Source organism: Streptomyces sp. NPDC012827 (assembly GCF_042900905.1).
In the GTDB taxonomy this organism is placed as follows: domain Bacteria; phylum Actinomycetota; class Actinomycetes; order Streptomycetales; family Streptomycetaceae; genus Streptomyces; species Streptomyces gulbargensis.
Map to the genome: position 1 here is coordinate 34823 of NZ_JBIBBY010000007.1, position 22729 is coordinate 57551.

The following is a 22729-nucleotide window of genomic DNA, read 5'->3' on the forward strand; positions in this document are numbered from 1 at the left end:
CAGGGTTCCTGATAGTTTACGCGGCCAGGGCTCCAGCGGCCCCACCACGTCCAGGGAGGGACACATGACGACGGACGGGACCGTCCTCAGCACCGAACGCCTGCGACGGGCCCGCTTCGCCGTCGCCGCCGTCTTCTGCGTCCACGGCGCGGTCACCGGCAGCTTCGCGACGCGCATCCCCTGGATCCAGGAGCACGCGGGCGTGAGTGCCGGGCAGCTGGGCCTCGCACTCGCCTTCCCCGCCCTCGGCGCCTCGCTCGCGATGCCGCTGGCCGGGGCCGTCGCCCACCGCCTGGGCGCCCGGACGGCCCTGCGCGCGCTGCTCGCCCTGTGGACGATGTCCCTGACCCTGCCGTCCCTCGCCCCGAACATCTGGGGCCTGTGCGCGGCCCTCTTCGTGTACGGAGCCACCTCCGGCATGTCCGACGTGGCCATGAACGCCCTCGGCGTGGAGACCGAGAACCGCCTCGGCCGGTCGATCATGTCCAGCCTGCACGGCATGTGGAGCACGGGCGCCCTCGTCGGCTCCGCCGCCGGCACGGTCGCCGCGCACCTCGGCGGCGACGCCCGCGTCCACCACCTCCTCGCCGCGCTCGCCCTCACCGCGCTCGGCCTCCTCTTCTGCCAGGGCGTGCTCGACCTGCGCAGCACCCCCGACGAGGAGCCGCCGCCGCGGTTCGCGCTGCCGCCGAAGTCCGCCCTGGTCATCGGGGCCATCGGTTTCTGCGGGGTCTTCGCGGAGGGCGCCAGCCTCGACTGGTCGGCCGTGTACCTCCGCGACGAGCTGGGCAGCTCGGCCGGGCTCGCGGCCGCCTCCACGACCGCCTTCGCCCTGACCATGGCGGTGGCCCGGCTGGTCGGCGACCGCGTCGTGGACCGCTTCGGGGCGGTCCGTACCGTACGGGTCGGGGGCGTCGCCGCCACCCTGGGCGGGGTCCTCGTCGTCCTCGCCCCGCACGCCGCCGTCGCGATGGCCGGCTTCGGACTGATGGGTCTCGGCGTCGCCGTCGTGGTGCCGCTGGCCTTCGCCGCCGCCGCCCGCAGCGGCCCGAACCCGAGCCAGGCCATCGCCGGCGTGGCCACCATCACGTACACCTCCGGGCTCATCGCGCCCTCGGCGATCGGCGGCATCGCCGACGCCACCTCGCTCGTCGCCTCCTTCGGCCTGGTCACCGTGCTCTGCCTGGGCCTGGTCGTCGGCGCGGGCGTGCTGGGCGGCCGGGGCCGCAAGGCGGCCCCGGCGACGGAGGGCACCCCGGCCCGGAGCACCGCCCCCTAGCTGCGGGCACCTACCGGACCGGCGGTGGCGCATACCATATGGCTGATCTTTTACGGCCCTGACGTGGCCGCCGGAACCGGAGAACTGGAGCGACCCCATGGACCTCGGCGTGCGCTGGACCCTGCACGGCGACGGGAGGACACCCGCTCCCGGAGCCGTCGTCCGGCCGGACGAGCGGCTCTCCTGGCCCCGTACGGCCGGACTCGGCGCCCAGCACGTGGTGGCGATGTTCGGGGCGTCGTTCGTCGCGCCGGTCCTCATGGGCCTGGACCCGAACCTCGCGATCATGATGTCGGGCGTCGCGACCGTCATCTTCCTGCTCGCCACCCGGGGCACGGTGCCCTCGTACCTGGGCTGCTCGCTCTCCTTCGTGGGCGTCGCGGCCGCGATCCGGGCCTCGGGCGGCAGCAGCGCCACCGTGACCGGCGCCGTCCTCGTGGTCGGGGCCGTGCTGTTCCTGGCCGGCCTGGCCGTGCGGAAGTTCGGCGCGCGGATCATCCACGCGGCGATGCCCCCGATCGTCACCGGCGCCGTCGTCATGCTGATCGGCTTCAACCTCGCCCCGGTCACCGCCGCCACCTACTGGCCGCAGGACCAGTGGACGGCCCTGCTGGTGATGCTGTTCACCGGTCTGGCCGTGGTCTGCCTGCGCGGCTTCTGGTCCCGTATCGCGATCTTCCTCGGCCTGGTCTTCGGCTACGCGATCTCCTGGGTGTTCGACCTCGTCTTCGGCAAGATCCACTCGATGTCCCCGGGCGGCCAGGTCACCGACCACTGGCGCCTCGACCTCTCCGGCGTCGCCAAGGCCGACTGGATCGGCCTGCCGTCCTTCCACGGCCCGAGCTTCGAGTGGTCCGCGATCCTGGTCGCGCTGCCCGTCGTCATCGCGCTCGTCGCGGAGAACGCCGGCCACGTCAAGGCCGTCGGCGAGATGACCGGCGACCCGCTCGACGACAAGCTCGGCACCGCCATCGCCGCCGACGGCGCCGCCTCGATGCTGTCCACGGCCGTCGGCGGCCCGCCCAACACCACGTACTCCGAGAACATCGGCGTCATGGCCGCCACCCGCGTCTACTCGACCGCCGCCTACTGGGCCGCGGCCGGCTTCGCGCTCCTCTTCGGCCTCTGCCCGAAGTTCGGCGCGGTCGTCGCCGCCATCCCCGGCGGGGTCCTCGGCGGCATCACCGTCATCCTCTACGGCATGATCGGCCTGCTCGGCGCCCAGATCTGGATCAACGCCAAGGTCGACCTGCGCAACCCGCTCAACCTGGTCCCCGCCGCGGCCGGCATCATCATCGGCGTCGGCGGCGTCGAGCTGACCTTCACCGACACCTTCGAGCTCGGCGGCATCGCGCTCGGCACCCTGGTCGTCATCACCGGCTACCACGTGCTGCGGGCCTTCGCCCCGGCCCACATGAAGGAGCAGGAGCCGCTCCTGGACTCCGGGACCAGTTCTTACGAGAAAGGCGCGGACGACGCGTCGAAGAACTGAGTGATTCGCCCGTTCCGGCGAAGCCGGGCCCGGAGAGGTTCCCTCCCGGGCCCGTCGCTGGGAGCCTGCCCCCATGGCGCAGACCCAGTGGACGGCAGAGCGGATCGGGCAGTTCGTGGCGGTCGACCCCCTGGTGGACCGGATGCGGGAGCTCCGCTCCACCTGGCACCCCGCCGACGGGGTCGCCGTCTTCAACCGGGTCTACCTCACCGTCACCGAGGAGATCGGCCACGCCATCGAGGCGGGCACCTTCGAGGACCGGCGGGCCGCCGCCACCCTCGACGTGCGGTTCGCCGAGCGCTACCTCGCGGCGGTGGACGCCGTCGCCGCCGGGACGCCCGCGCCCGCCTGCTGGCGGCCCCTCTTCCACTACCGGCGGCATCCCGGCGTCCGGCCGCTCCAGTTCGCCCTCGCCGGGATCAACGCGCACGTCGGGCACGACCTGGCCCTCGCGGTCGTGGACAGCTGCCGGGACCTCCGGTGCGCGCCCGCCGACCTGGAGGACGAGTTCGACCGGGTCGGTGACGTCCTGGTCCTCCTGGAGGAGCGCATCCGGGAGGAACTGATGCCGGGCCCGGACCTCCTGGAGATCGCGGACCCGCTGACGCATCTGCTCGGCTGCTGGAGCCTGGACCGGGCCCGGGACGGGGCCTGGCTGGCCGCGCGCTCGCTGTGGCAGCTGCGCGGCCTGCCCGAGCTGGCCGGGGAGTTCACGGAGCGCCTCGACCGCTCGGTGGGCCTGGTGGGGCGGATGCTGCTCACCCCTCTGGCCGGGCCCTGAACCCTGCCGGGATCAGTCCTCCGGGAGTTCGACCGGGGCGATCTCGTCGTACACGTCGCCCGGGCCCGGGTTGGTGGCGTCGGTCGCGCCGCCGAAGTGGTGCATCACGCCCCACACCGCGTTGAGCGCCGTCTGCACCGCGCCCTCGGCCCAGCCGGCCGTCCAGGAGATGTCGTCGCCGGCGAGGAAGATGCCCCGCTTGTCCTCGGGCAGCCGGTCCTGCATGAAGTGGGTGAACAGGCGGCGCTGGTAGCGGTAGTGCCCCGGCAGGTTGGCCTTGAACGCGCCCATGAAGTAGGGCTCGTTCTCCCACGACACCGTCACCGGGTTGCCGATGATGTGCTTGCGGATGTCGACCTTCGGGTAGATCTCGCCGAGCGACTTCAGCATGACCTCCATCCGCTCCTGCGCGGACAGCGGCAGCCACTTCAGGCTGTCGTCGCACCAGGTGTACGAGAGGCAGATGACGGCCGGCTTGTCCGGGCCGTCGTCCAGGAGGTACGTGCCGCGGGTCATCCGGTCGGTGAGCGTCATCGACATGACGTCCCGCCCGGTCTCCTCGTCCTTGTCCAGCCAGAACGGCCGGTCCACCGGCACGAACAGCTTCGAGCTCTCCATGTAGTGGGTGCGCTCGATCGCCGTCCAGTGGTCGATCGGGAAGAGCGAGTCGTCGCAGGCGATCTTGGACAGCAGCATCCAGGACTGGGCGGTGAAGATCGCCGCCTGGTAGGTGCGGATGTCGCCGGAGGCGTCGGTGACGGTGATCCGGTTGCCGGCGGCGCGGGTCAGCCGGGTCACGGCGGGGCGCGGGTCGCCCTCGTGGAGGGACTTCAGGGAGGTGCCCTGCGCCCAGTGGACGATCTTCTCCGGCTCGCGCTCCCACAGGCGCAGCGGGAGCTGCTGGGAGCCGCCGACGATGCCGCGGTGGTGGTCGTCGGCCTCGGTGTAGACGACGCGGAGGATCTCCAGGATGGAGTTCGGGAAGTCGGTGTCCCAGCCGCCGGTGCCGAAGCCGACCTGACCGAAGATCTCGCGGTGCCGGAAGGACTTGAAGGCCTCGGACTCGCAGAGGAAGCCGTAGAAGGTCTGGTTGTCGAGCTTCTCGACCAGCTCGGCCCAGATCTCGCGGATGCGCGGGACGTCGCGCTCGCGCATCGCGCGGTTCATGTCGGAGAAGTCGGCGCCCTCGTCCAGGCACTTGGCCCAGGCCGCGGCGACGTCCCGGTAGACCTGCGGCAGGTCGTCGATGGTCTCGGCGTAGTGGGTCTCGCCCTTGAGGTCCACGACGGTCGAGGGAGTGGCCTCGGCCAGCGGGTTCGGGAAGGGCCGGGTCTCCAGGCCCACCAGGTCGATGTAGTGCTGGAGGGCGGTGGAGGAGGGCGGGAAGCGCATGGCGCCCATCTCCGCCGTCAGCCCCTCGGTCTCCGGGCCGTCGAAGCCGACGGTGCGCAGCCGGCCGCCGATCTGGTCGGCCTCGTAGACGACGGGCTTGAGGCCCATCTTCATCAGCTCGTACGCGGCGATGATGCCGGACAGGCCGCCGCCGATGACGGCGACCTCGGTGCCGTGCTCGGTGGCGGGTATCTGGCCGAGACCGGCCGGGTGGGCCAGGAAGTCGTCGTAGGCGTACGGGAAGTCCGGACCGAACATGGTGATCGGCGGCTGCGCGTCGGTGTGCTGGACGGCGGTGGGCACCGTGGACGTCATGGGGTACGGACTCCTTGCACGGAAAACGGGTGGGGCGGGGAGGGTGGGGCGGCTCAGACGAGGGAGCCGTAGAGGCCGGGGCGCCGGTCGCGGAGGTAGGGGTTGTCCTTCCGCGAGGCCGCCAGGAAGTCAGGATCGACGTCGCCGAAGACGAGGTCCTCGCCGCGTCCGGCGCGGGCCCGGGCGGTGCCGTCGGGGCCGGCGAGCGTGGACAGACCGACGAATTCGAAGTCGCCTTCGGGGCCGGTGCGGTTGGCGTACGCGATGTACAGCTGGTTCTCGAAGGCGCGGACGGGGATCACGGACTCCGGGACGATCTCGGCGGGGTGCATGAGCGCGGTCGGCACGAGGAGGAGGTCCGTGCCGGCCAGCGCCTGCGCCCGTACGTTCTCGGGGAACTCGACGTCGTAGCAGATCATCAGGCCGACCGTGAGGCCGCCGAGCCGCATCTGGACGAGGCCGTCCTCGCCGGGCGTGAACCACTTCGCCTCGAAGTCGCCGAAGAGGTGGGTCTTGCGGTAGTGCGCGAGGACCGCGCCGTCGGCGCCGAAGATCTGGGCGGAGTTGTACAGCACGCCGTGCCGCTCGGTGTCGCGCTCCGGGTAGCCGTAGCCGACGGCGAGGCCGTGGCGGGCGGCGAGGTCCGCGACCGCGCGGGCGGAGGGGCCGTCGGACGGCTCGGCGAGCCGCGCGAGGTCGGGGCCGATGGCGTAGCCGGTCAGGAAGAGCTCGGGCGCGAGCAGCAGGCCCGCTCCGGCCGCCGCGGCCCGGGCCGCGGCCTCGTCGAGGATCTTCAGGTTGGCGGCCACGTCACCGAGCTCACCGGAACTCTGGAGCAGGGCGATGCGCAGCGCGGCCATGGGCGATCCTCGGGGGTCGGAGTTGAGGGGGAAGACGTCAAAAACGGTACGGTTTCGCGCTCCGCCGGGACAAGGCGGGACCGTTGCGGACCGACCGTCGAACCGTTGCGCGATCCGCCGGTCCGGCGGTGATTCGTTGCGTGCGGCGTGGGGGTGTGACGTACGGCTCCGACCGGGGCGTACGCCGGGGCCCGCGCGCGGCCCGTACGGGCAGGACACCAGGACGCGGCAGGGGGCGGCGACCGCCCCGCCCGCCCTCGCGCCCCGTCCGCCCGGCCGCACGAGAGGAGGGACCGCCCCACGGGGTGGGGGGTCCCTCCTGTGCCTCCGTGACGGAGCTTTACGCCGGCGAGCCCGAGGAGAAGCGCCGCAGCAGCGGCGACAGCACCAGGACGGACTTGGTGCGCTCCACGAACGGCTCGCCCGCGATCCGCTCCAGCACGCGCTCGAAGTGGCGCATGTCGGCGGCGAAGACCTGGACGACGGCGTCCGCGTCACCGGTGACGGTCGACGCGGACACCACCTCGGGGTACCGCTCCAGACCCCGCCGGATGTCGTCCGGCGAGGTGTTGTGGCGACAGTAGATCTCGACGAAGCCCTCGGTCTCCCAGCCGAGCGCCGCCGGGTCCACCCGGACGGTGAAGCCGGTGATGGCGCCCTCGGCCCGGAGCCGGTCCACGCGCCGCTTCACGGCGGGGGCGGAGAGTCCGACGAGCGAGCCGATGTCGGCGTAGCTGCGGCGGGCGTCTTCCGCGAGGGCGTGGACGATGCGTTCGTCGAGGTCGTTCAGTCGCACTACGGGTGGATCACTTCTCTGCGGGGGCCTCTGCCGGGTACGGGGCCGTGGCCAGTCGGGAGCGGCGCATGCCGTACAGGAAGTAGAACACGAGACCGGCGGCCATCCAGCAACCGAAGACCACCCAGGTCACCCTGTCGAGGCTGAACATGTTGTACACGCAGAAGACGAAGCCGAGCACCGGGAAGACCGGGCCGAGCGCCACCTTGAACGTGCGGGGCATGTCGGGGCGCGTGTAGCGGAGCATGACGACCGCGATGTTGACCAGAGCGAAGGCGAAGAGGGTGCCGATGCTGGTGGCGTCGACGAGCTTGCCGAGCGGGATGACCGAGGCGAGCGCGCCGCAGAAGAGGGACACGATGACCGTGTTCACGCGCGGGGTGCCGGTCTTGCCGCTGACCTTGGCGAAGACCTTGGGGACGAGGCCGTCGCGCGACATGGCGAACAGGACGCGGGTCTGGCCGTAGAGGACGGTCAGGACGACGCTGGCGATGGAGATCACGGCGCCGAGGGCGAGCAGGGTGCCCCAGAACGTCTGGCCGCTGACGTCGTTCATGATCGCGGCGAGGCTGGCCTCGGAGCCCTCGAACTGCTTCCAGTTCCAGGCGCCGACGGCGACGGCGGCGACGAGCACGTAGAGCACGGTGACGATCAGCAGGGAGAGCATGATCGCGCGGGGCAGGTCGCGCTTGGGGTCCTTGGCCTCCTCGCCGGCGGTGGAGGCCGCGTCGAAGCCGATGTACGAGAAGAACAGGCTGGCGCCGGCGGCGCTGACGCCCGCCATGCCGAGCGGCATGAAGTCCTTGTAGTTGCCGGACTTGAAGCCCATGAAGCCGATGGCGCAGAAGAGGACCAGGGCCGCGATCTTCACGAAGACCATGATCGTGTTGACGAGCGCGGACTCGCGGGCGCCGCCGAGCAGGAAGACCATCGCGAGCAGGACGACGATCAGGCCGGGCAGGTTGATGATGCCGCCCTCGCCCGGGGCGGAGGAGAGCAGCGCCGGGATGGTCACCCCGATGGTGCCGTCCAGCAGCTCGTTGAGGTACTCGCCCCAGCCGACGGCCACGGCCGCCACCGAGACGCCGTACTCCAGGACCAGACACCAGCCGCAGACCCAGGCGACGAGTTCACCCATCGTTGCGTACGCGTACGAGTACGAGGAGCCGGCGACCGGTATGGAGCCGGCCAGCTCCGCGTACGAGAGGGCGGAGAAGAGTGCCGTGAGTCCGGCGATGACGAAGGCGATCGTCACGGCCGGGCCGGCCTTGGGGACGGCGTCACCGAGGACCACGAAGATGCCGGTGCCGAGCGTGGCACCGATGCTGATCATCGTCAGCTGCCACATCGAGAGTGAACGGCGGAGGCTTCCGCCTTCACCCTGTCCACCCTCCGCGACCAGGCGTTCCACCGGCTTGCGGCGGACGAGGGCGCTGAGAGCGGAGGTCTTGGGGGCGGTCGATTCCTCGACCGGCGGGGCTGCGCCGTGGTCCAGCACTGCGGAGGCTCCTTATCGCTGCCTGTGAATGCGAGGACGACCGCGGCGGTACGGGGGCGTGTGATCACAGCCCACGGGGGAAGGGGAACCGCCGAGCAGGCGGTCGCCGCCACTCCTGGTACGGGGCACGAGCCTAAAGGGCGGAGGTTCGCACTCGTAATGCAGGGTTGTTGCGCACTGTCGACAGATCATTGCGCTGTTGGGGCGCGAACGGGGAAACATTGCGCGCCCCCGCATGAATCGACACATCGGGGTCGGGAAAGGCTCTGCGGATGTCCTTGTTCACACGGGCCGGACGACGCGCCCCGCTGCCGGCGCGACCGCTGATCGGAGGCCTTCGGTGAAGTGGCTCGACCCTCGGCCGTTCCTGCGCGGCACGGCGTGGCTGGACGGGGTGCGGCCGGTGCGAGCCGACCCCGGTGACCTGGCCCGCTGGCCCTGGGACATGGCGGCCCGGGCGGCGCTGCCCGTGGGCGTGCGGATCGAGTTCACGGCCGCGCCCGGCACCCGCGCGGTGGAACTGCGCTACCGGGCGGAGGTGCCGGAGCCGGACGACCCGCTGGCGGCGTTGCGGCACTGCTTCGCCCTGTGGCGGGACGGGCGCCCGGTCGGCGAGGTGTGCGCGGCGCCGGCGCCCGAGGCCTCGGTGACCCTTCCGCTGCCCGCGGGCGGCGGGACCTTCTGCGTGTACCTGCCGGAGGCGCAGGCGCCGGTGCCGCTCGGGCTGCGCGCGGTCGGCGGCGCCCTGTCCCCCGCCCCGGCCCGGCCGCGCTGGCTGGTCCACGGCGACTCGATCACCGAGGGCTGGTGGTCGACGCGCCCGGCGCACGCCTGGCCCGCCGACGCGGGGCGGCGGCTCGCGCTCGACACGGTCAACCTGGGGTACGCGGGCGGGGCGCGCGGGGAACTCCCCGTGGCCGAGCATCTGGCGCGGCTCCCCGGGGACCTCCTGACGCTCGCCTTCGGCACGAACTGCTGGTCACCCGTCCCGGTGACGCCGGAGTGGCTGTACGCCACCGTGCGGGCCTTCGTGGGCCTCCTGCGGCGCGGTCACCCCGGCGCGCCCCTGCTGCTCGTCTCGCCCGTGCTGCGCCCCGAGGCGGAGCACGGGCGCAACGCCCTGGGGGCGACGCTGACGGAGCTGCGCCGGGCGATGGAGCGCGCGGGCCGCGACCTGGCCGCCGAGGGCGACGACCGGCTCCTGGTCCTGCCGGGGCGCCCGCTGCTGCGGGAGGAGCACCTGGCGGACGGTCTCCACCCGAACGACGCCGGCCACGCGCGGATCGCGGCGGCGGTGGCGGAGGCCCTGGCGCCGTACGTACCGGGGCGGTGAGGACCCAGGACGCCCGCGCGGGCACCCGGGGCCCCGCCGGGCCGCCCCGGGGCACGGGAAGGCCCCCGGGAGGGACTCCCGGGGGCCTTCTCCCCTCCCCGGCGGGGGAGGACATGGCGCGATCAGCTCCAGCTGGCGTGCAGCGGCTTGCCCTCGGCGTAACCGGCGGCCGACTGGATGCCGACGACGGCCTTCTCCTCGAACTCGGCGAGCGAGGCGGCACCGGCGTAGGTGCAGGAGGAGCGGACGCCCGCGATGATCGAGTCGATCAGGTCCTCGACACCCGGACGCTGCGGGTCGAGGAACATGCGCGACGTGGAGATGCCCTCCTCGAACAGCGCCTTGCGGGCACGGTCGTAGGCGGACTCGTCGGAGGTCCGGTTCTTGACGGCGCGGGCCGAGGCCATGCCGAAGGACTCCTTGTAGGCACGCCCGTTGGCGTCGTGCTGGAGGTCGCCCGGGGACTCGTACGTCCCGGCGAACCACGAGCCGATCATGACGTTGGACGCGCCGGCGGCGAGCGCCATGGCGACGTCGCGCGGGTGGCGGACCCCACCGTCGGCCCAGACGTGCTTGCCGTACTTCTTCGCCTCGGCGGCGCACTCCATGACGGCGGAGAACTGCGGGCGGCCGACACCGGTCATCATGCGGGTGGTGCACATGGCGCCCGGGCCCACACCGACCTTGATGATGTCGGCGCCGGCCTCGATGAGGTCCTTGACGCCCTCGGCGGCGACGATGTTGCCGGCGACGATCGGGACCTGCGGGTCGAGCGCCCGGACGGTCCTGATCGCGGAGATCATCGACTCCTGGTGGCCGTGCGCGGTGTCGATGACGAGCGTGTCCACGCCCGCGTCGAGGAGCTGCTTGGCCTTGCCGGCCACGTCGCCGTTGATGCCGACGGCGGCGGCGATGCGCAGCTTGCCGTTCCTGTCGACGGCCGGGCTGTAGAGCGTGGCGCGCAGGGCGCCCTTGCGGGTGAGGATGCCGACGAGCTTGCCGTCGGCGTCCACGGCCGGGGCGTAGCGGCGGTTGGCCGCGTCGAGGGTGTTGAAGGCCTCGCGCGGGTCGATGCCGGCGTCCAGGAGGAGCAGGTCCCTGGACATGACCTCGGACAGCTGGGTGAAGCGGTCCACGCCGGAGAGGTCGGCGTCGGTGACGACGCCGACCGGGCGGCGGTGCTCGTCCACGACGACACCGGCGTCGTGGGCCCGCTTGGGCAGCAGGGAGAGAGCGTCGGCGACGGTCTGGTGGGGCTCCAGGACGATCGGGGTGTCGAGCACGTGGTGACGGCTCTTGACCCAGGCGATGACGTCGGTGACGACCTCGATCGGGATGTCCTGGGGGATGACGACCAGGCCGCCGCGGCGGGCGACGGTCTCGGCCATGCGGCGGCCGGCGATGGCGGTCATGTTGGCGACGACCAGCGGGATCGTCGTACCGGTCCCGTCGGGCGAGGAGAGGTCCACGGCCTGGCGGGAACCGACGGCCGAGCGGCTCGGCACCATGAACACATCGTCGTACGTGAGGTCGTACGGCGGCTTGACGTCATTGAGGAAACGCACGTGCTGACATCCCAGTCGTTCGGATCGGCCCCTAGGCATTTCAGCCAGGGGAAAAAGCACGTAGTTCATTCTCCCACGGGAGGCGTGCGAGACGGTGCGGTCGGATCGTCCGAGGCTGGCGCCGGGGTGCCTGTCGGATCCTCCAAAGGGCCGAGCGAGAGGAGGACCGCGAGGCCCTTGGCGCTCGCGCGGGCGGCGGCGGAGAAGACCTCCTGCGCGATCGTCCAGTCGTCCGGGTGGGCCTCGGCGTAAGCCTGCCAGCCGGTCACCACGATCGCCATGGGTTCGCGCATGTCCGCGAGGCAGTCGGCGAGGGCGTCCCAGTTGCGCCCGAACCAGACGGGGAGCGGCAGGGTGCGGACGCAGCGGTTCATGAAGGCGGTCTTGTCGGTGACGCCGTGCAGGTCGAGCAGGACGGGTCGGGACAGATCGGGGGCCCGGTGGCCCGTGCCGCGGTGCGCGGTCATGGTCCGGCCACCTCCCGGAAACTCTCGTAGTGGTCGTCGGTGTAGTACGTCTCCCCGCCCCGGCCGGTCACGATGCGCCGGGCGCCCCGGTCGCGTTCGCCGGGCGTCGGGACGGTGTACTCCCGGTAGTACCCGCCGGGTCTGCGGGGCAGCCGCCGCTCGAAGTTGGAGAACACCGCCCCGTCCCTGGCGTACGGGAAGGGGCCGCCCCGCTCGATGAGTTCCAGCGTCCGCCGCGCCTCGGGCGGCAGGTCCGCCACCCGCACGGCCGGCAGCGCGGCCCCGTCGCTCCGGCTCGCCGCCGGCGACGGACGCGGCGACGGCGGTGTGTCCCGTCCCGTCTCTCCCCCGGCGCAACCGCCGAGCAGGAGCACGACCCCCGCGAGGAGCGCGATCCCGCCCCGTACGACCTGTCGGACGACCATGGCCCGATGCTGCCATCGCGCGGGAGCCCGCGCCTCGCGGGCGGAGCGCCCGCGTCGGCGGCCGTCCGGTCAGCGGCCGTCCGGGTCCGCGCGGTCGAGGGCGGGACGGGCGCCGGGGCTGAACTCGGTGAGGAGGTAGTCGGCGGCCGAGCGGTCGGTCACCAGGCTGGTGACGAGCCCGGAGCGGAGCACCGCGCCGATCGCTGCGGCCTTGCGCTGGCCGCCGGCGATGGCGACGACCTCGGGGATCCGGCGCAGCCGGTCCGCCTCCACGGTGATGCACCGCTCACCGAGGTCGCGGCCGACCCGGCGCCCCTCGGCGTCGAAGAGGTGCGCGGACATCTCGGCGGCGACGCCCAGCGACGCGTAGTGGGCGCGCTCCTCGTCGGAGAGCATGTCGTGCACGGTCGAGATGCCCGGCTCCCAGGAGCCGATGGACACACAGGCGACCGTCACCTTGTCGAAGTAGTCGAAGGCCCGCGCGATACCGGTCTGGCTGCGCAGTGCCGCCGCCGTCGCCGGGTCGGGCAGCAGCATGGGCGCGTAGATGGGATGGGCCTCGCCGCCGGAGACCTGCGCGGCGCGCCGCACCGCCTCGACCGAGCCGCGCTCGGCGGTCCCCGCGTCGTACACCCCGGTGAGCTGCACGACCGTGCACGGCGGCAGCCGGTCGAGCGCCGCGGCCATGTGGATGGTGGAGCGGCCCCAGGCCAGGCCGAGGACGTCGCCCTCGGCCACCAGCTCGCCGAGGAGGTCGGCCGCGACCTCGCCGAGGTTCTCCGGGTCGGGCGACTCGTCGTCCTCGGCCGGGGACTCGACGACGACCGCGTGGCGGAGCCCGTAGCGGGCGCGGAGCGCGTCGGAGCGCTCCGCGTCCAGCTCGGCCGGGACGCGGATCTCGATGCGGACGAGGTCGCGTTCCAGGGCGGTCTCCAGGACCCGGGCCACCTTGAAGCGGCTCACGCCGAACTCCTCGGCGATCTGGATCTTGGACTTGCCCTCGAGGTAGAAACGGCGGGCCATGGCCGCCGCCTGCACCAGCTCCGCGGGGCCCATCCGCAGGGCAGACCGTCCCGCCGACATTCCCGCCACCGCGTTCTCCTCACTGCTGTTCACGTACCGCTGTCCATGTACCGCTGTCGTTCACATCTGGACTCGCCGTTCATCCTGTCAGATCCGGCGGGCCTTGATCAGTCCTGTCGGAGGCTCGACGGACCGCGTTCATCCGCCGGAGGCTCAGTGTCCACACGCCCAGGCGGCCGAGGCCGTCGCGGCCTCGGCCCGGGCCCGCAGGGAGGCCACGGCGGCGGCCGGGTCGGCCGCGCCGTAGACGGCGGATCCCGCGACGAAGACGTCGGCGCCCGCCTCCGCGCACCGCTCGATCGTGGACTCCGCGACGCCGCCGTCGACCTGGAGCCAGAGCTCCAGTCCGTGCTTGGAGATCAGCTCACGGGTGCGGCGGATCTTGGGGAGCATGATGTCGAGGAAGGCCTGGCCGCCGAAGCCCGGCTCGACCGTCATGATCAGCAGCATGTCGAGCTCGGGGAGCAGGTCCTCGTAGGGCTCGATGGGCGTGGCGGGCTTGAGCGCCATGGAGGCGCGGGCGCCCTTGGCCCGGATCTCGCGGGCGAGCCGTACGGGCGCGGCGGCGGCCTCCACGTGGAAGGTGACCGAGCCCGCCCCGGCCTCGACGTACTGGGGCGCCCAGCGGTCGGGGTCCTCGATCATCAGGTGGCAGTCGAGGGGGGTGTCCGTCGCGCGGCTGAGGGACTCCACGATCGGCACGCCCAGCGTGAGGTTGGGCACGAAGTGGTTGTCCATCACGTCGACGTGCAGCCAGTCGGCGCCCTCGACGGCCTTCGCCTCCTCGGCGAGCCGGGCGAAGTCTGCGGACAGGATGCTGGGGTTGATCTGCGCCATGTGCCAAGCCTGCCATGTTCTTGGGCACTTCTTTGCCGCGGAACGGTTTCGGTTGCGGTCCAGACCACTTTCGGTACGAAGTGACGAGCACGGGACCGGTACAGACCGGGAGATAGCGGCCCGCGGCGCGGGCGCGGGCCGCCTCGCGGTTCAGGAGGTCCGGCGGATCAGTGCCAGGTACATGGCGTCCGTGCCGTGCAGATGCGGCCAGAGCTGGACGTCGGGCCCGTCGCCGAGGTCCGGGACGCCGGGGAACAGGGGGCGGGCGTCGATCAGCTCGCCGCCCCCGGTCCGCTTCAGGACGTCGTCCACGACCACCCGGGTCTCGGCGAGGTGCGGCGAGCAGGTCGCGTAGCCGACGACCCCGCCGACGCGCACCGCGCGCAGGGCCTCGGTGAGCAGCCCGCGCTGGAGCGGCGCGAAGCCGTCCAGGTCCTCGGGGCGGCGGCGCCAGCGGGCCTCGGGGCGGCGGCGCAGGGCACCGAGACCCGAGCAGGGCACGTCCACCAGGGCCCGGTCGAAGGAGCCGGGGCGCCAGGGCGGGCGGGTGCCGTCGGCGGCGATGACCTGGTAGGGGCCGGGGTTGCCGGCGAGGGCGCGTTCCACGAGGCGGGCGCGGTGCGGCTGCTTCTCGGAGGCGAGGAGGGCGGCGCCGCGTCCGGCGGCGAGGGCGCCGAGGAGGGCGGCCTTGCCCCCGGGGCCGGCGCAGCCGTCGAGCCAGCGGCTGTCGGGGCCTTCCAGCGGGGCGTTGGCGAGGGCGAGGGCGACGAGCTGGCTGCCCTCGTCCTGGACGCCGGCCCGGCCGTCCCGTACGGCCTCCAGGGCGCCGGGTTCGCCGCCCTCGGCGAGCCGCAGGGCGTACGGGGACCAGCGGCCCGGCTCCGTCTCGGCGGCGGACGCCAGCTCCTCGGTGGTGGACCGGCCGGGCCGGGCGACGAGGGTGACCTCGGGGCGCTCGTTGTCGGCGGCCAGGAGGGCCTCGATGCCGGCGCGGCCGCCGCCGAGGGCGTCCCAGAGCGCGGAGACGACCCAGCGCGGGTGGGAGTGGACGACGGCGAGGTGGTCCTCGGCGTCCTCCTCGTAGGGCGGGGCGACCTCGGCGATCCAGGCGTCGAGGTCCTGCCGGGCGATCTTCCGCAGGACGGCGTTGACGAACTTCGCCCGCCCGTCGCCGAGGACCACCCGGGCCAGCTCGACGCTGGCGGAGACGGCGGCGTGGGTCGGGATCCGGGTGCCGAGGAGCTGGTGCGCGCCGAGCGCGAGGACGTCGAGGACCGGCGGGTCGACCTCGCGCAGCGGCCGGTCGACGCAGGCGGAGATGATCGCGTCGTACGTGCCCTGCCGGCGCAGCGTGCCGTAGACCAGCTCGGTGGCGAGCGCCGCGTCGCGGGCCTCGAAGCCGTCCTTCTCACGGGCCTTGCGCAGCAGCGGAGGCAGCACCAGGTTGGCGTAGGCGTCGCGCTCGTCCACCGCCCTGAGCACCTCGAAGGCGAGCATCCGGACGGGGTCCTTCTTGGGCCGCCGGTGGGGCCTGGGGGTCTGGGGGGTGCGGCGACGTGCCTGCTCGCTCAAAGGTGCTCCGCGTGACGAAAGGGGGCCGAACCCTCTCAGCGTACGTCCGCCCTCCCCCGCCGGGAAAAACGCCCCTGCCGGATCGCCCGGTCCTCGGCGGCGATCAGGCAGGAGACGGGCACCGTGCCGCCGCCGTCCGCCTCGAAGGCGACGAGAACGGGCGGCTCCTCACCGAGGAACCGGGTGACCTCCGCGCGCTCCTCGGGGGTGGGCCCGCGGCGCCTGGCACCGCTCCCTGATCCGGCCTGATCCAAAAGACACGCCCTACACCCCCACGCGCTCCCCCGGCGCGATCCGCACGCCGCGCGCCCAGTCCGCCGCCTTCATCGGCTTCTTGCCCTGGGGCTGGACCCACAGCAGCTCGACGGCGTACGAGCCGGTGCCGGCGTACACGTTGTTCTTGCCGGCGGCGAGTTCGCCGGGGGCGAGGTCGGTGCGGTCCGGGAGGGGCGTGACCTGGATCAGCTTGAGGCGTTCGCCGCGGAAGACGGTCCAGGCGCCGGGGGCCGGGGTACAGCCGCGGACCACCCGGTCCACCCGCAGGGCGGGAGCGGTGAAGTCGACGTGGGCGTCCTCGACCTGGATCTTCGGGGCGAGGGTGACGCCCTCGGCGGGCTGCGGCACGGGCTTGAGGGTGCCGTCCTCGATGCCGTCCATCGTGGCCGCCAGCAGGCCCGCGCCGGCGAAGGCGAGGCGGGTGAGCAGGTCACCGCTGGTGTCGGTGGGCCGGATCTCCTCGGTGACGACACCGTAGACGGGGCCGGAGTCGAGCCCTTCCTCGATCTGGAAGGTGGACGCCCCGGTCACCTCGTCCCCGGCCATGAGCGAGTGCTGCACGGGCGCCGCGCCGCGCCAGGCGGGCAGCAGCGAGAAGTGCAGGTTGACCCAGCCGTGCGCGGGGATGTCGAGGGCGGTCCTGGGCAGCAGCGCGCCGTAGGCGACGACCGGGCAGCAGTCGGGGGCGATCTCCCGCAGCCGGGCGAGGAAGTCCTCGTCGCGCGGCTTCACCGGCTTGAGGACCTCGATGCCCTCCTCCTCCGCGCGCTGGGCGACCGGGCTGGCGACCAGCCGCCGGCCGCGTCCCGCCGGGGCGTCCGGGCGGGTGACGACCGCGGCCACCTCGTGCCGGCCGGAGGCGAGCAGGGCGTCCAGGGCGGGGACGGCGACCTCGGGGGTGCCTGCGAAGACGAGCTTCATGGATGGCGACTGCCTGTCTGTCCGGGGGTGTTGCGGGCGACGCACCAGTTTAGGGGCGGCGGCGCGAGGGGGCGTACGGAAGGCCGGGCGCCCCGCGCATATGCGTGTACGCCCCCGCACCGTGACCCAACTCCCCGTGGCGCGTTGGTCAAGAGAGATTGACCGCATCGGGTCGCCGTTCCCCGGGCGGCCCGCCCCTTTCATCGCCGGTTCGAGAGGCTTATCCATGGCCGACCACGCAACCCACGACGCCCAGGCCCGGGCGAGTCTGCACCTGCTGGTGCGGGACATCGAGCGGGTCCGGCGGCAGGTGGACGCACTGCGCACGCTCACGGCTCAGCTGGGCAACGTCTACCGCCCTCGCCGCTCCGGCCCGTCCACGGGCTTCGTCGTCTACGGCCGGGCGCCCGCCCCGACCGTACGCCTCGCCCAGGAGCTGCGCGACAGCGTGGAGACCCTGGTGACCGCGGCGGTCGACTTCGACCGCTCGCTCGGGTTCTCCTGGGACGCGGTGGGGTCCGCGCTGGGCGTCACCAAGCAGGCCGTCCACCGCCGCTACGGCGCCCGCCGCACCCCGCAGCAGGGCGGCGGCGCGGACCCGGAGCGCACGGCGGAGCCGAACGCGACCCGCACGCTGCCCACCGTGCCGGCGGCGCGGTCCATGCCGCCGCAGCCGACCTCGGGGAGCGCCGCGCTCCGTGAGGAGCCCCGGCCGCCGGTGCTGCCCGGCCCGCGGGGAGCCTGATCCCGCGCGGCACCGAGCCGGCCGCCCTCCCCCGCCGGGGACGGGCGGCCGTCGCGCGTCGGGGCCCGGCCGCGTGGGGCCGGGGGTCAGCCGATGTCCACGGGGTCGACGCGGATCCGCACCGGGTCACCCGCGCCGCGTGCCGAGCGGGCGGCGCGGGCCTGCTTGAGGGCGGCGGCGAGGGCCGCCCCGCTGCCCGGCGGCACCCGCACCAGGGCCCGGTCCCACTGCTCGCCGGGCGGCGGGTCGCCGGGCCGCCGGGCGCCGCCGGGGCGGACGACCGGCAGCGGGACCGGGCCGAGCACCTCGGCGTCCGGGGGAAGGTCGGCGGCGGTCAGGAAGCTCGTGACCGCCTCGGGCGGGCCGGCGACCGCCGCCATGCGGGAGACCGGCGGGAAGCCGAGCTCGGCGCGTTCTGCCAGCTCGCGCTGGGCGTGGCCGACCGGGTCCCAGCGGACGAGGGCCTGCACGGGCCGCAGGGTGGGTTCGGCGACCACGACGACCGTGCCGCCGTCGGGCTGGCCCCGCACCAGGGAGGCCGCGTCGATCCAGCGCCTCAGCGCCTCCTCCCCCGCCCGCAGGTCGGGCCGTCCGAGCATGGCCCAGCCGTCGAGGAGGAGGGCTGCCGCGTAGCCGCCGTCGGCGACGGGTTCGGCACCGGGGGTGGAGACGACCAGCGCGGGCCGATCGGGCACCCGGTCCAGGACGTGGTCGCGCCCGGAGGTCCGCACGGGCACGGCCGGGAAGGCGCGGCCCAGTTCCTCCGCCGTCCGCCGCGCCCCGACGACACTCGCCCGCAGCCGGGTGGAGCCGCAGGCCACGCAGGACCAGTCGGGGGCGCCGCGTCCGCACCAGCCGCAGCGCAGCTCCTGCTGCTCGGGCGCTTCGAGCGGTCCCGCGCAGTGCCGGCAGCGGGCCGGTGTGCGGCAGCGCTCGCAGGCGAGCCGGGGGACGTAGCCGCGGCGCGGGACCTGGACGAGCACCGGGCCGCTCCTGAGGCCGTCCCGTACGGCCTGCCAGGCGAGCGAGGGCAGGCGGGCGGCGCGGGCCGCCTCGTCACGGGCGAGTTCGCCGTCGCCGACGGTACGGATCAGCGGGGCGGCCCGCCGGATCTCCTCGCGGGGGGCGGAGAGCGGCTTCGCCCAGCCGGACTCGACCAGCTGGGCGGCCTCCACGGTGCAGCTGGTGGAGCCGAGGAGGAAGGCGCAGCGGTCGTGGGCGGCCCGCAGCAGCAGCACCTCGCGGGCGTGGGGCTGGGGGGCGTGCGGTTCGCTGTGGCTGCCGTCGCCGTCGTCCCAGATGACGGCGAGCCCGAGGTCCCGTACGGGGGCGAACATCGCGGCGCGGGTGCCGACGACGGCCCGGACGGAGCCGCGCCGCACGGCGAGCCAGCGCGCGTACCGCTTCTCGGGTCCGGCCTCGGCGGTGAGCAGGGCGTGGCGGCCCTCTCCGAGGACGGCCGTGAGGGCGGCGTCGACCCGTCCGGCGGCGCGGCCGTCGGGGACGACGACGAGGGCGCCGCGGCCGGAGGCGAGCGTGGCGGCGACGGCGCGGGCGATCTCCTCGGCCCAGTGGTGGCCCGGCAGGGCGTTCCACACGGCGCGGGGCGCTCCGCCGCGCGCGAGGGACTCCAGGAAGGCGGGCCCGCGTTCGTACCGTGTCCAGGTGCCCGGCTCGGGCGCGGGCGGCGGGGGCAGCGGTGCGGGTGAGGGGCTCGCCTCGGCCTTGGCGCTGCGCGGGGGGACGGCGAGCTGGAGGACGTCGGCGAGGCTGCCCGCGTACCGGTCGGCGACGGCCCGCGTGAGTCCGAGGAGCTCGGGGCCGAGGACCGGCTCGGGCGAGACGACGTCGGCGAGGGCGGCCAGCGGCCCCGCGTAGTCGGAGGAGGCCCTGCGTTCCACGAGGAAGCCGTCGATCAGCCGCCCGCCTTCGCGCCGGCCGTTCTTGACCTGGTGCGCCCCGGCGCCGAAGCGGACCCGGACCCGGACCCCTGGCCGGGCGACGGCGTCGAGTTCCTCGGGGACGGCGTAGTCGAAGAACTGGTCGAGGTGGAGCACGCCCTTGTTGACCACGACCCGGGCGACGGGCAGCTCCTTGGCCAGGGCGGCGCCGCGCCAGGTCCGCGGCTTGGCGCGCGGCACCTTCGCCTTCCGGACGGTCTCCCGAATGAGCGCGAGCTGCTCGGGCCCGTCGGACTTCTCGTTCTCGCTGCTCACAGCCCCATACCTACCAGACGGGTCCGACAGCCGGGCACGCCGAAGCCCGGCACCCCTCGGGGGCGCCGGGCTTCCGGGGCGTGCGGCGGCCGCTTACAGGCCGGCGGCCTGCTTGAGGGCGTCCACGCGGTCGGTGCGCTCCCAGGTGAAGTCGGGCAGCTCACGGCCGAAGTGGCCGTAGGCGGCGGTCTGGGAGTAGATCGGGCGGAGCAGGTCGAGGTCGCGGATGATCGCGGCCGGGCGGAGGTCGAAGACCTCGGCGATGGCGTTCTCGATCTTCTCGGTCTCGACGGTGTGGGTGCCGAAGGTCTCGACGAAGAGGCCGACGGGCTCGGCCTTGCCGATGGCGTAGGCGACCTGGACCTCGCAGCGCGAGGCGAGGCCCGCGGCGACGACGTTCTTGGCGACCCAGCGCATGGCGTAGGCGGCCGAGCGGTCGACCTTGGACGGGTCCTTGCCGGAGAAGGCGCCGCCGCCGTGGCGGGCCATGCCGCCGTACGTGTCGATGATGATCTTGCGGCCGGTGAGGCCGGCGTCGCCCATCGGGCCGCCGATCTCGAAGCGGCCGGTCGGGTTCACCAGGAGGCGGTAGCCGTCGGTGTCGAGCTTGATGCCGTCCTCGACGAGCTGTCCCAGGACGTGCTCGACGACGAACTCGCGGATGTCGGGCGCGAGCAGCGACTCGAGGTCGATGTCGGAGGCGTGCTGCGAGGAGACGACGACCGTGTCGAGGCGGACGGCCTTGTCGCCGTCGTACTCGATGGTGACCTGGGTCTTGCCGTCGGGGCGCAGGTACGGGATGGTGCCGTTCTTGCGGACCTCGGTGAGGCGGCGGGAGAGCCGGTGCGCCAGGTGGATGGGCAGCGGCATCAGCTCGGGGGTCTCGTCCGACGCGTAGCCGAACATCAGGCCCTGGTCGCCGGCGCCCTGCTTGTCCAGCTCGTCCTCGTCACCCTCGACACGCTTCTCGTACGCGGTGTCGACACCCTGGGCGATGTCCGGGGACTGCGATCCGATGGACACCGACACGCCGCAGGAAGCGCCGTCGAAGCCCTTCTTGGAGGAGTCGTAACCGATCTCCAGGATCTTGTTCCGGACGAGGGTCGGGATGTCCGCCCACGCCTTGGTGGTCACCTCACCGGCGACGTGCACGAGACCGGTGGTGATCAGCGTCTCGACGGCGACGCGGGAGGTGGGGTCCTCCCGGAGCAGCGCGTCGAGAATGGTGTCGCTGATCTGGTCAGCGATCTTGTCGGGGTGACCCTCGGTGACGGATTCCGAGGTGAACAGACGACGGGACACAACGCTCCCTGGGGTTGCAGCGGCTGCTGGCTATGGGTTGAGCGGACCGGCAGGGGGCTGCGCCCCGCGACGTTCCGCGAACAGTCTATCGGTCGTGACCAGCGAGTGAAGCAGGTGTCTCGCCAGGCGAATGGTCGGGATCGGGCCGGACGGCCCGGGTGGCGGGCGGCCGGCCCGCCTTCCGTGCGGCGCGAATCACCCTCAAGCGGGCGTTTCCGCCACCGGCCGGAGCCGTCCGGCCACCTCGGTGCGGGCGGCCGAAGTGTCAGGTCGCGGGGCGCAGCCGGGGCAGCACCAGGTCCCAGACGGTCTCGGCGAGCGCCTCCTTGGGCCCGTACGGTACGGGGGTCTCGGCACCGTCCGAGGCGAGGATCACGGCCTCGTTCTCCTCCGAGCCGAAGGTCTTGCGCTCACCGACCTCGTTGACGACGAGCAGGTCGCACCCCTTGCGGCGGAGCTTCTCGCGGCCGTGGGCGAGCACGTCGTCGGTCTCCGCCGCGAAGCCGACGACGACCTGGCCGGGCAGGGCGCGGTCGGCGGAGAGCTCGGCGAGGATGTCGGGGTTGCGGACCAGCTCGACGGTGGGCGCCCCGCCGTCGTCCTTCTTCTTGATCTTCCCCGAGGCGTAGACGGCGGGGCGGAAGTCGGCGACGGCGGCGGCCATGACCACGGCGTCGGCGTCGGCCGCCGCCTTGAGGACGGCCTCGCGGAGCTGGACGGCGGTGCCGACGTGCACGACGTCGACGCCGGCCGGGTCGGGGATGCCGGTGTTGGCCTCGACGAGGGTGACCCGCGCGCCCCGGGCGGCGGCGGCCCTGGCGAGGGCGTATCCCTGCTTGCCGGAGGAGCGGTTGCCGAGGTAGCGGACGGGGTCCAGGGGCTCGCGGGTGCCGCCGGCGCTGACGACGACATGGCGCCCGGCGAGGTCCGGCGCGGCGGTGCCGCGGGCGAGGATCCGGCGGCAGACCTCGAAGATCTCGGCGGGGTCCGGGAGGCGGCCCTTGCCGGTGTCGACGCCGGTGAGCCGGCCGACGGCGGGCTCGATGACGACGGCGCCGCGGCGGCGCAGGGTGGCCACGTTCTCCTGGGTCGCCGGGTGCTCCCACATCTCGGTGTGCATGGCGGGCGCGAAGACCACCGGACAGCGGGCGGTGAGCAGGGTGTTGGTGAGGAGGTCGTCCGCGAGGCCGTGGGCGGCCTTGGCGAGCATGTCGGCGGTGGCCGGGGCGACGACGACCAGGTCGGCGGCCTGCCCGATGCGGACGTGCGGCACCTCGTGGACGGTCTCCCACACCTCGGTGGAGACCGGGTTGCCGGAGAGGGCGGACCAGGTCGCCGCGCCGACGAAGTGGAGGGCGGCGTCGGTCGGGACGACGCGGACGTCGTGGCCGGACTCGGTCAGCCGCCGCAGCAGCTCGCAGGCCTTGTAGGCGGCGATGCCGCCGCTCACGCCCAGGACGACCCTCGGCTTCGTCACCACTGTCACTCCCCGCGACTCCCCGTGCTCCGATGCGTACGACTCCATGAGACACCACAGGCCCGGCGGTCGTGCCGCCGGGCCTGGGATGACGAAC

General features: G+C 73.5%; 20 protein-coding genes. 5 read left to right on the top strand and 15 right to left on the bottom strand.

Annotated elements, in window-relative coordinates:
- Positions 1 to 64: 64 nt before the first annotated feature.
- From ACFY60_RS16940 to ACFY60_RS16950, 3 genes are all read left to right on the top strand, one after another.
- Positions 65 to 1279 (top strand): MFS transporter, encoded by a 1215-nt coding sequence (locus ACFY60_RS16940; protein ID WP_388612974.1) that lies wholly within the window; start codon positions 65 to 67, stop codon positions 1277 to 1279.
- Between the two features lie 97 nt (positions 1280 to 1376).
- On the top strand, positions 1377 to 2771 hold the full coding sequence (locus tag ACFY60_RS16945; protein WP_388612973.1) for a uracil-xanthine permease family protein: 1395 nt from the start codon (positions 1377 to 1379) through the stop codon (positions 2769 to 2771).
- Positions 2772 to 2844: 73 nt separating this feature from the next.
- The gene (locus tag ACFY60_RS16950) at positions 2845 to 3552 is read left to right on the top strand and encodes a DUF5995 family protein (RefSeq protein ID WP_388612971.1); all 708 of its coding nucleotides are present in this window, start codon (positions 2845 to 2847) and stop codon (positions 3550 to 3552) included.
- A 12-nt stretch (positions 3553 to 3564) separates the two neighbouring features.
- Here ACFY60_RS16950 and ACFY60_RS16955 read toward each other — a convergent pair whose 3' ends face one another.
- The 4 genes from ACFY60_RS16955 to ACFY60_RS16970 all read right to left on the bottom strand — a co-directional run bounded on the left by ACFY60_RS16955 (position 3565) and on the right by ACFY60_RS16970 (position 8413).
- Positions 3565 to 5259 carry a flavin monoamine oxidase family protein gene (locus ACFY60_RS16955; protein WP_388612970.1) on the bottom strand — a complete coding sequence of 565 codons (1695 nt, stop codon included), beginning with the start codon at positions 5257 to 5259 and terminating at the stop codon, positions 3565 to 3567.
- A 53-nt stretch (positions 5260 to 5312) separates the two neighbouring features.
- A complete protein-coding gene (locus tag ACFY60_RS16960; protein WP_388612968.1) occupies positions 5313 to 6119 on the bottom strand; it encodes a carbon-nitrogen hydrolase family protein in 807 nt (268 codons plus the stop codon).
- A 340-nt stretch (positions 6120 to 6459) separates the two neighbouring features.
- Positions 6460 to 6915, bottom strand: coding sequence for an Lrp/AsnC family transcriptional regulator (locus tag ACFY60_RS16965; protein WP_062758367.1), 456 nt, complete (start codon positions 6913 to 6915; stop codon positions 6460 to 6462).
- Between the two features lie 10 nt (positions 6916 to 6925).
- Entirely contained in the window at positions 6926 to 8413 is a 1488-nt protein-coding gene (locus ACFY60_RS16970; protein ID WP_388612967.1) for an amino acid permease, read from the bottom strand.
- A gap of 340 nt (positions 8414 to 8753) precedes the next feature.
- On the opposite strand from ACFY60_RS16970, the gene ACFY60_RS16975 reads away from it, so the two are divergent.
- Positions 8754 to 9746, top strand: a complete 993-nt coding sequence (locus ACFY60_RS16975) for a GDSL-type esterase/lipase family protein (protein WP_388612965.1) — start codon at positions 8754 to 8756, stop codon at positions 9744 to 9746.
- Positions 9747 to 9868: 122 nt separating this feature from the next.
- Here ACFY60_RS16975 and ACFY60_RS16980 read toward each other — a convergent pair whose 3' ends face one another.
- The 8 genes from ACFY60_RS16980 to fmt form a co-directional block, all read right to left on the bottom strand.
- Entirely contained in the window at positions 9869 to 11311 is a 1443-nt protein-coding gene (locus ACFY60_RS16980; protein WP_388612963.1) for a GuaB1 family IMP dehydrogenase-related protein, read from the bottom strand.
- A 65-nt stretch (positions 11312 to 11376) separates the two neighbouring features.
- Entirely contained in the window at positions 11377 to 11778 is a 402-nt protein-coding gene (locus ACFY60_RS16985) for a barstar family protein (protein WP_388612961.1), read from the bottom strand.
- Positions 11775 to 12203 carry a ribonuclease domain-containing protein gene (locus ACFY60_RS16990; protein WP_388612959.1) on the bottom strand — a complete coding sequence of 143 codons (429 nt, stop codon included), beginning with the start codon at positions 12201 to 12203 and terminating at the stop codon, positions 11775 to 11777. Before ACFY60_RS16990 ends, ACFY60_RS16985 begins: the two co-directional genes overlap by 4 nt.
- Before the next feature lie 69 nt (positions 12204 to 12272).
- Positions 12273 to 13319 carry a sugar-binding domain-containing protein gene (locus ACFY60_RS16995; RefSeq protein WP_309049485.1) on the bottom strand — a complete coding sequence of 349 codons (1047 nt, stop codon included), beginning with the start codon at positions 13317 to 13319 and terminating at the stop codon, positions 12273 to 12275.
- Between the two features lie 120 nt (positions 13320 to 13439).
- Positions 13440 to 14123 (bottom strand): ribulose-phosphate 3-epimerase, encoded by a 684-nt coding sequence (rpe, locus tag ACFY60_RS17000; protein ID WP_388612956.1) that lies wholly within the window; start codon positions 14121 to 14123, stop codon positions 13440 to 13442.
- 150 nt (positions 14124 to 14273) lie between these two features.
- Positions 14274 to 15695: an RsmB/NOP family class I SAM-dependent RNA methyltransferase gene (locus tag ACFY60_RS17005; RefSeq protein WP_388612954.1), complete on the bottom strand. Its 1422-nt coding sequence runs from the start codon at positions 15693 to 15695 to the stop codon at positions 14274 to 14276.
- Between the two features lie 35 nt (positions 15696 to 15730).
- Positions 15731 to 15949, bottom strand: a complete 219-nt coding sequence (locus ACFY60_RS17010; RefSeq protein ID WP_388612953.1) for a hypothetical protein — start codon at positions 15947 to 15949, stop codon at positions 15731 to 15733.
- A gap of 10 nt (positions 15950 to 15959) precedes the next feature.
- Positions 15960 to 16892: a methionyl-tRNA formyltransferase gene (gene fmt, locus ACFY60_RS17015; protein ID WP_388612951.1), complete on the bottom strand. Its 933-nt coding sequence runs from the start codon at positions 16890 to 16892 to the stop codon at positions 15960 to 15962.
- Positions 16893 to 17118: 226 nt separating this feature from the next.
- Here fmt and ACFY60_RS17020 point away from each other — a divergent pair, with 226 nt between their 5' ends.
- Entirely contained in the window at positions 17119 to 17637 is a 519-nt protein-coding gene (locus ACFY60_RS17020; protein ID WP_388612950.1) for a hypothetical protein, read from the top strand.
- An 86-nt stretch (positions 17638 to 17723) separates the two neighbouring features.
- Here the strand turns inward: ACFY60_RS17020 and ACFY60_RS17025 are convergent, their stop codons facing one another.
- The 3 genes from ACFY60_RS17025 to coaBC form a co-directional block, all read right to left on the bottom strand.
- Positions 17724 to 19853, bottom strand: coding sequence for a primosomal protein N' (locus ACFY60_RS17025; protein ID WP_388612948.1), 2130 nt, complete (start codon positions 19851 to 19853; stop codon positions 17724 to 17726).
- 93 nt (positions 19854 to 19946) lie between these two features.
- Positions 19947 to 21155 (bottom strand): methionine adenosyltransferase, encoded by a 1209-nt coding sequence (metK, locus tag ACFY60_RS17030; RefSeq protein WP_309055058.1) that lies wholly within the window; start codon positions 21153 to 21155, stop codon positions 19947 to 19949.
- A gap of 265 nt (positions 21156 to 21420) precedes the next feature.
- Positions 21421 to 22680 (bottom strand): bifunctional phosphopantothenoylcysteine decarboxylase/phosphopantothenate--cysteine ligase CoaBC, encoded by a 1260-nt coding sequence (gene coaBC / locus ACFY60_RS17035; RefSeq protein ID WP_388612945.1) that lies wholly within the window; start codon positions 22678 to 22680, stop codon positions 21421 to 21423.
- Between the last annotated feature and the right edge of the window lie 49 nt (positions 22681 to 22729).

Coding starts and splice junctions, on each gene's coding strand:
- coaBC (WP_388612945.1), bottom strand. CDS start 22,680: ATGGAGTCGTACGCATCGGAGCACGGGGAGTCGCGGGGAGTGACAGTG.
- ACFY60_RS16945 (WP_388612973.1), top strand. CDS start 1,377: ATGGACCTCGGCGTGCGCTGGACCCTGCACGGCGACGGGAGGACACCC.
- ACFY60_RS16940 (WP_388612974.1), top strand. CDS start 65: ATGACGACGGACGGGACCGTCCTCAGCACCGAACGCCTGCGACGGGCC.
- ACFY60_RS16985 (WP_388612961.1), bottom strand. CDS start 11,778: ATGACCGCGCACCGCGGCACGGGCCACCGGGCCCCCGATCTGTCCCGA.
- ACFY60_RS16990 (WP_388612959.1), bottom strand. CDS start 12,203: ATGGTCGTCCGACAGGTCGTACGGGGCGGGATCGCGCTCCTCGCGGGG.
- ACFY60_RS16955 (WP_388612970.1), bottom strand. CDS start 5,259: ATGACGTCCACGGTGCCCACCGCCGTCCAGCACACCGACGCGCAGCCG.
- ACFY60_RS16950 (WP_388612971.1), top strand. CDS start 2,845: ATGGCGCAGACCCAGTGGACGGCAGAGCGGATCGGGCAGTTCGTGGCG.
- rpe (WP_388612956.1), bottom strand. CDS start 14,123: ATGGCGCAGATCAACCCCAGCATCCTGTCCGCAGACTTCGCCCGGCTC.
- fmt (WP_388612951.1), bottom strand. CDS start 16,892: ATGAAGCTCGTCTTCGCAGGCACCCCCGAGGTCGCCGTCCCCGCCCTG.
- ACFY60_RS16960 (WP_388612968.1), bottom strand. CDS start 6,119: ATGGCCGCGCTGCGCATCGCCCTGCTCCAGAGTTCCGGTGAGCTCGGT.
- ACFY60_RS17020 (WP_388612950.1), top strand. CDS start 17,119: ATGGCCGACCACGCAACCCACGACGCCCAGGCCCGGGCGAGTCTGCAC.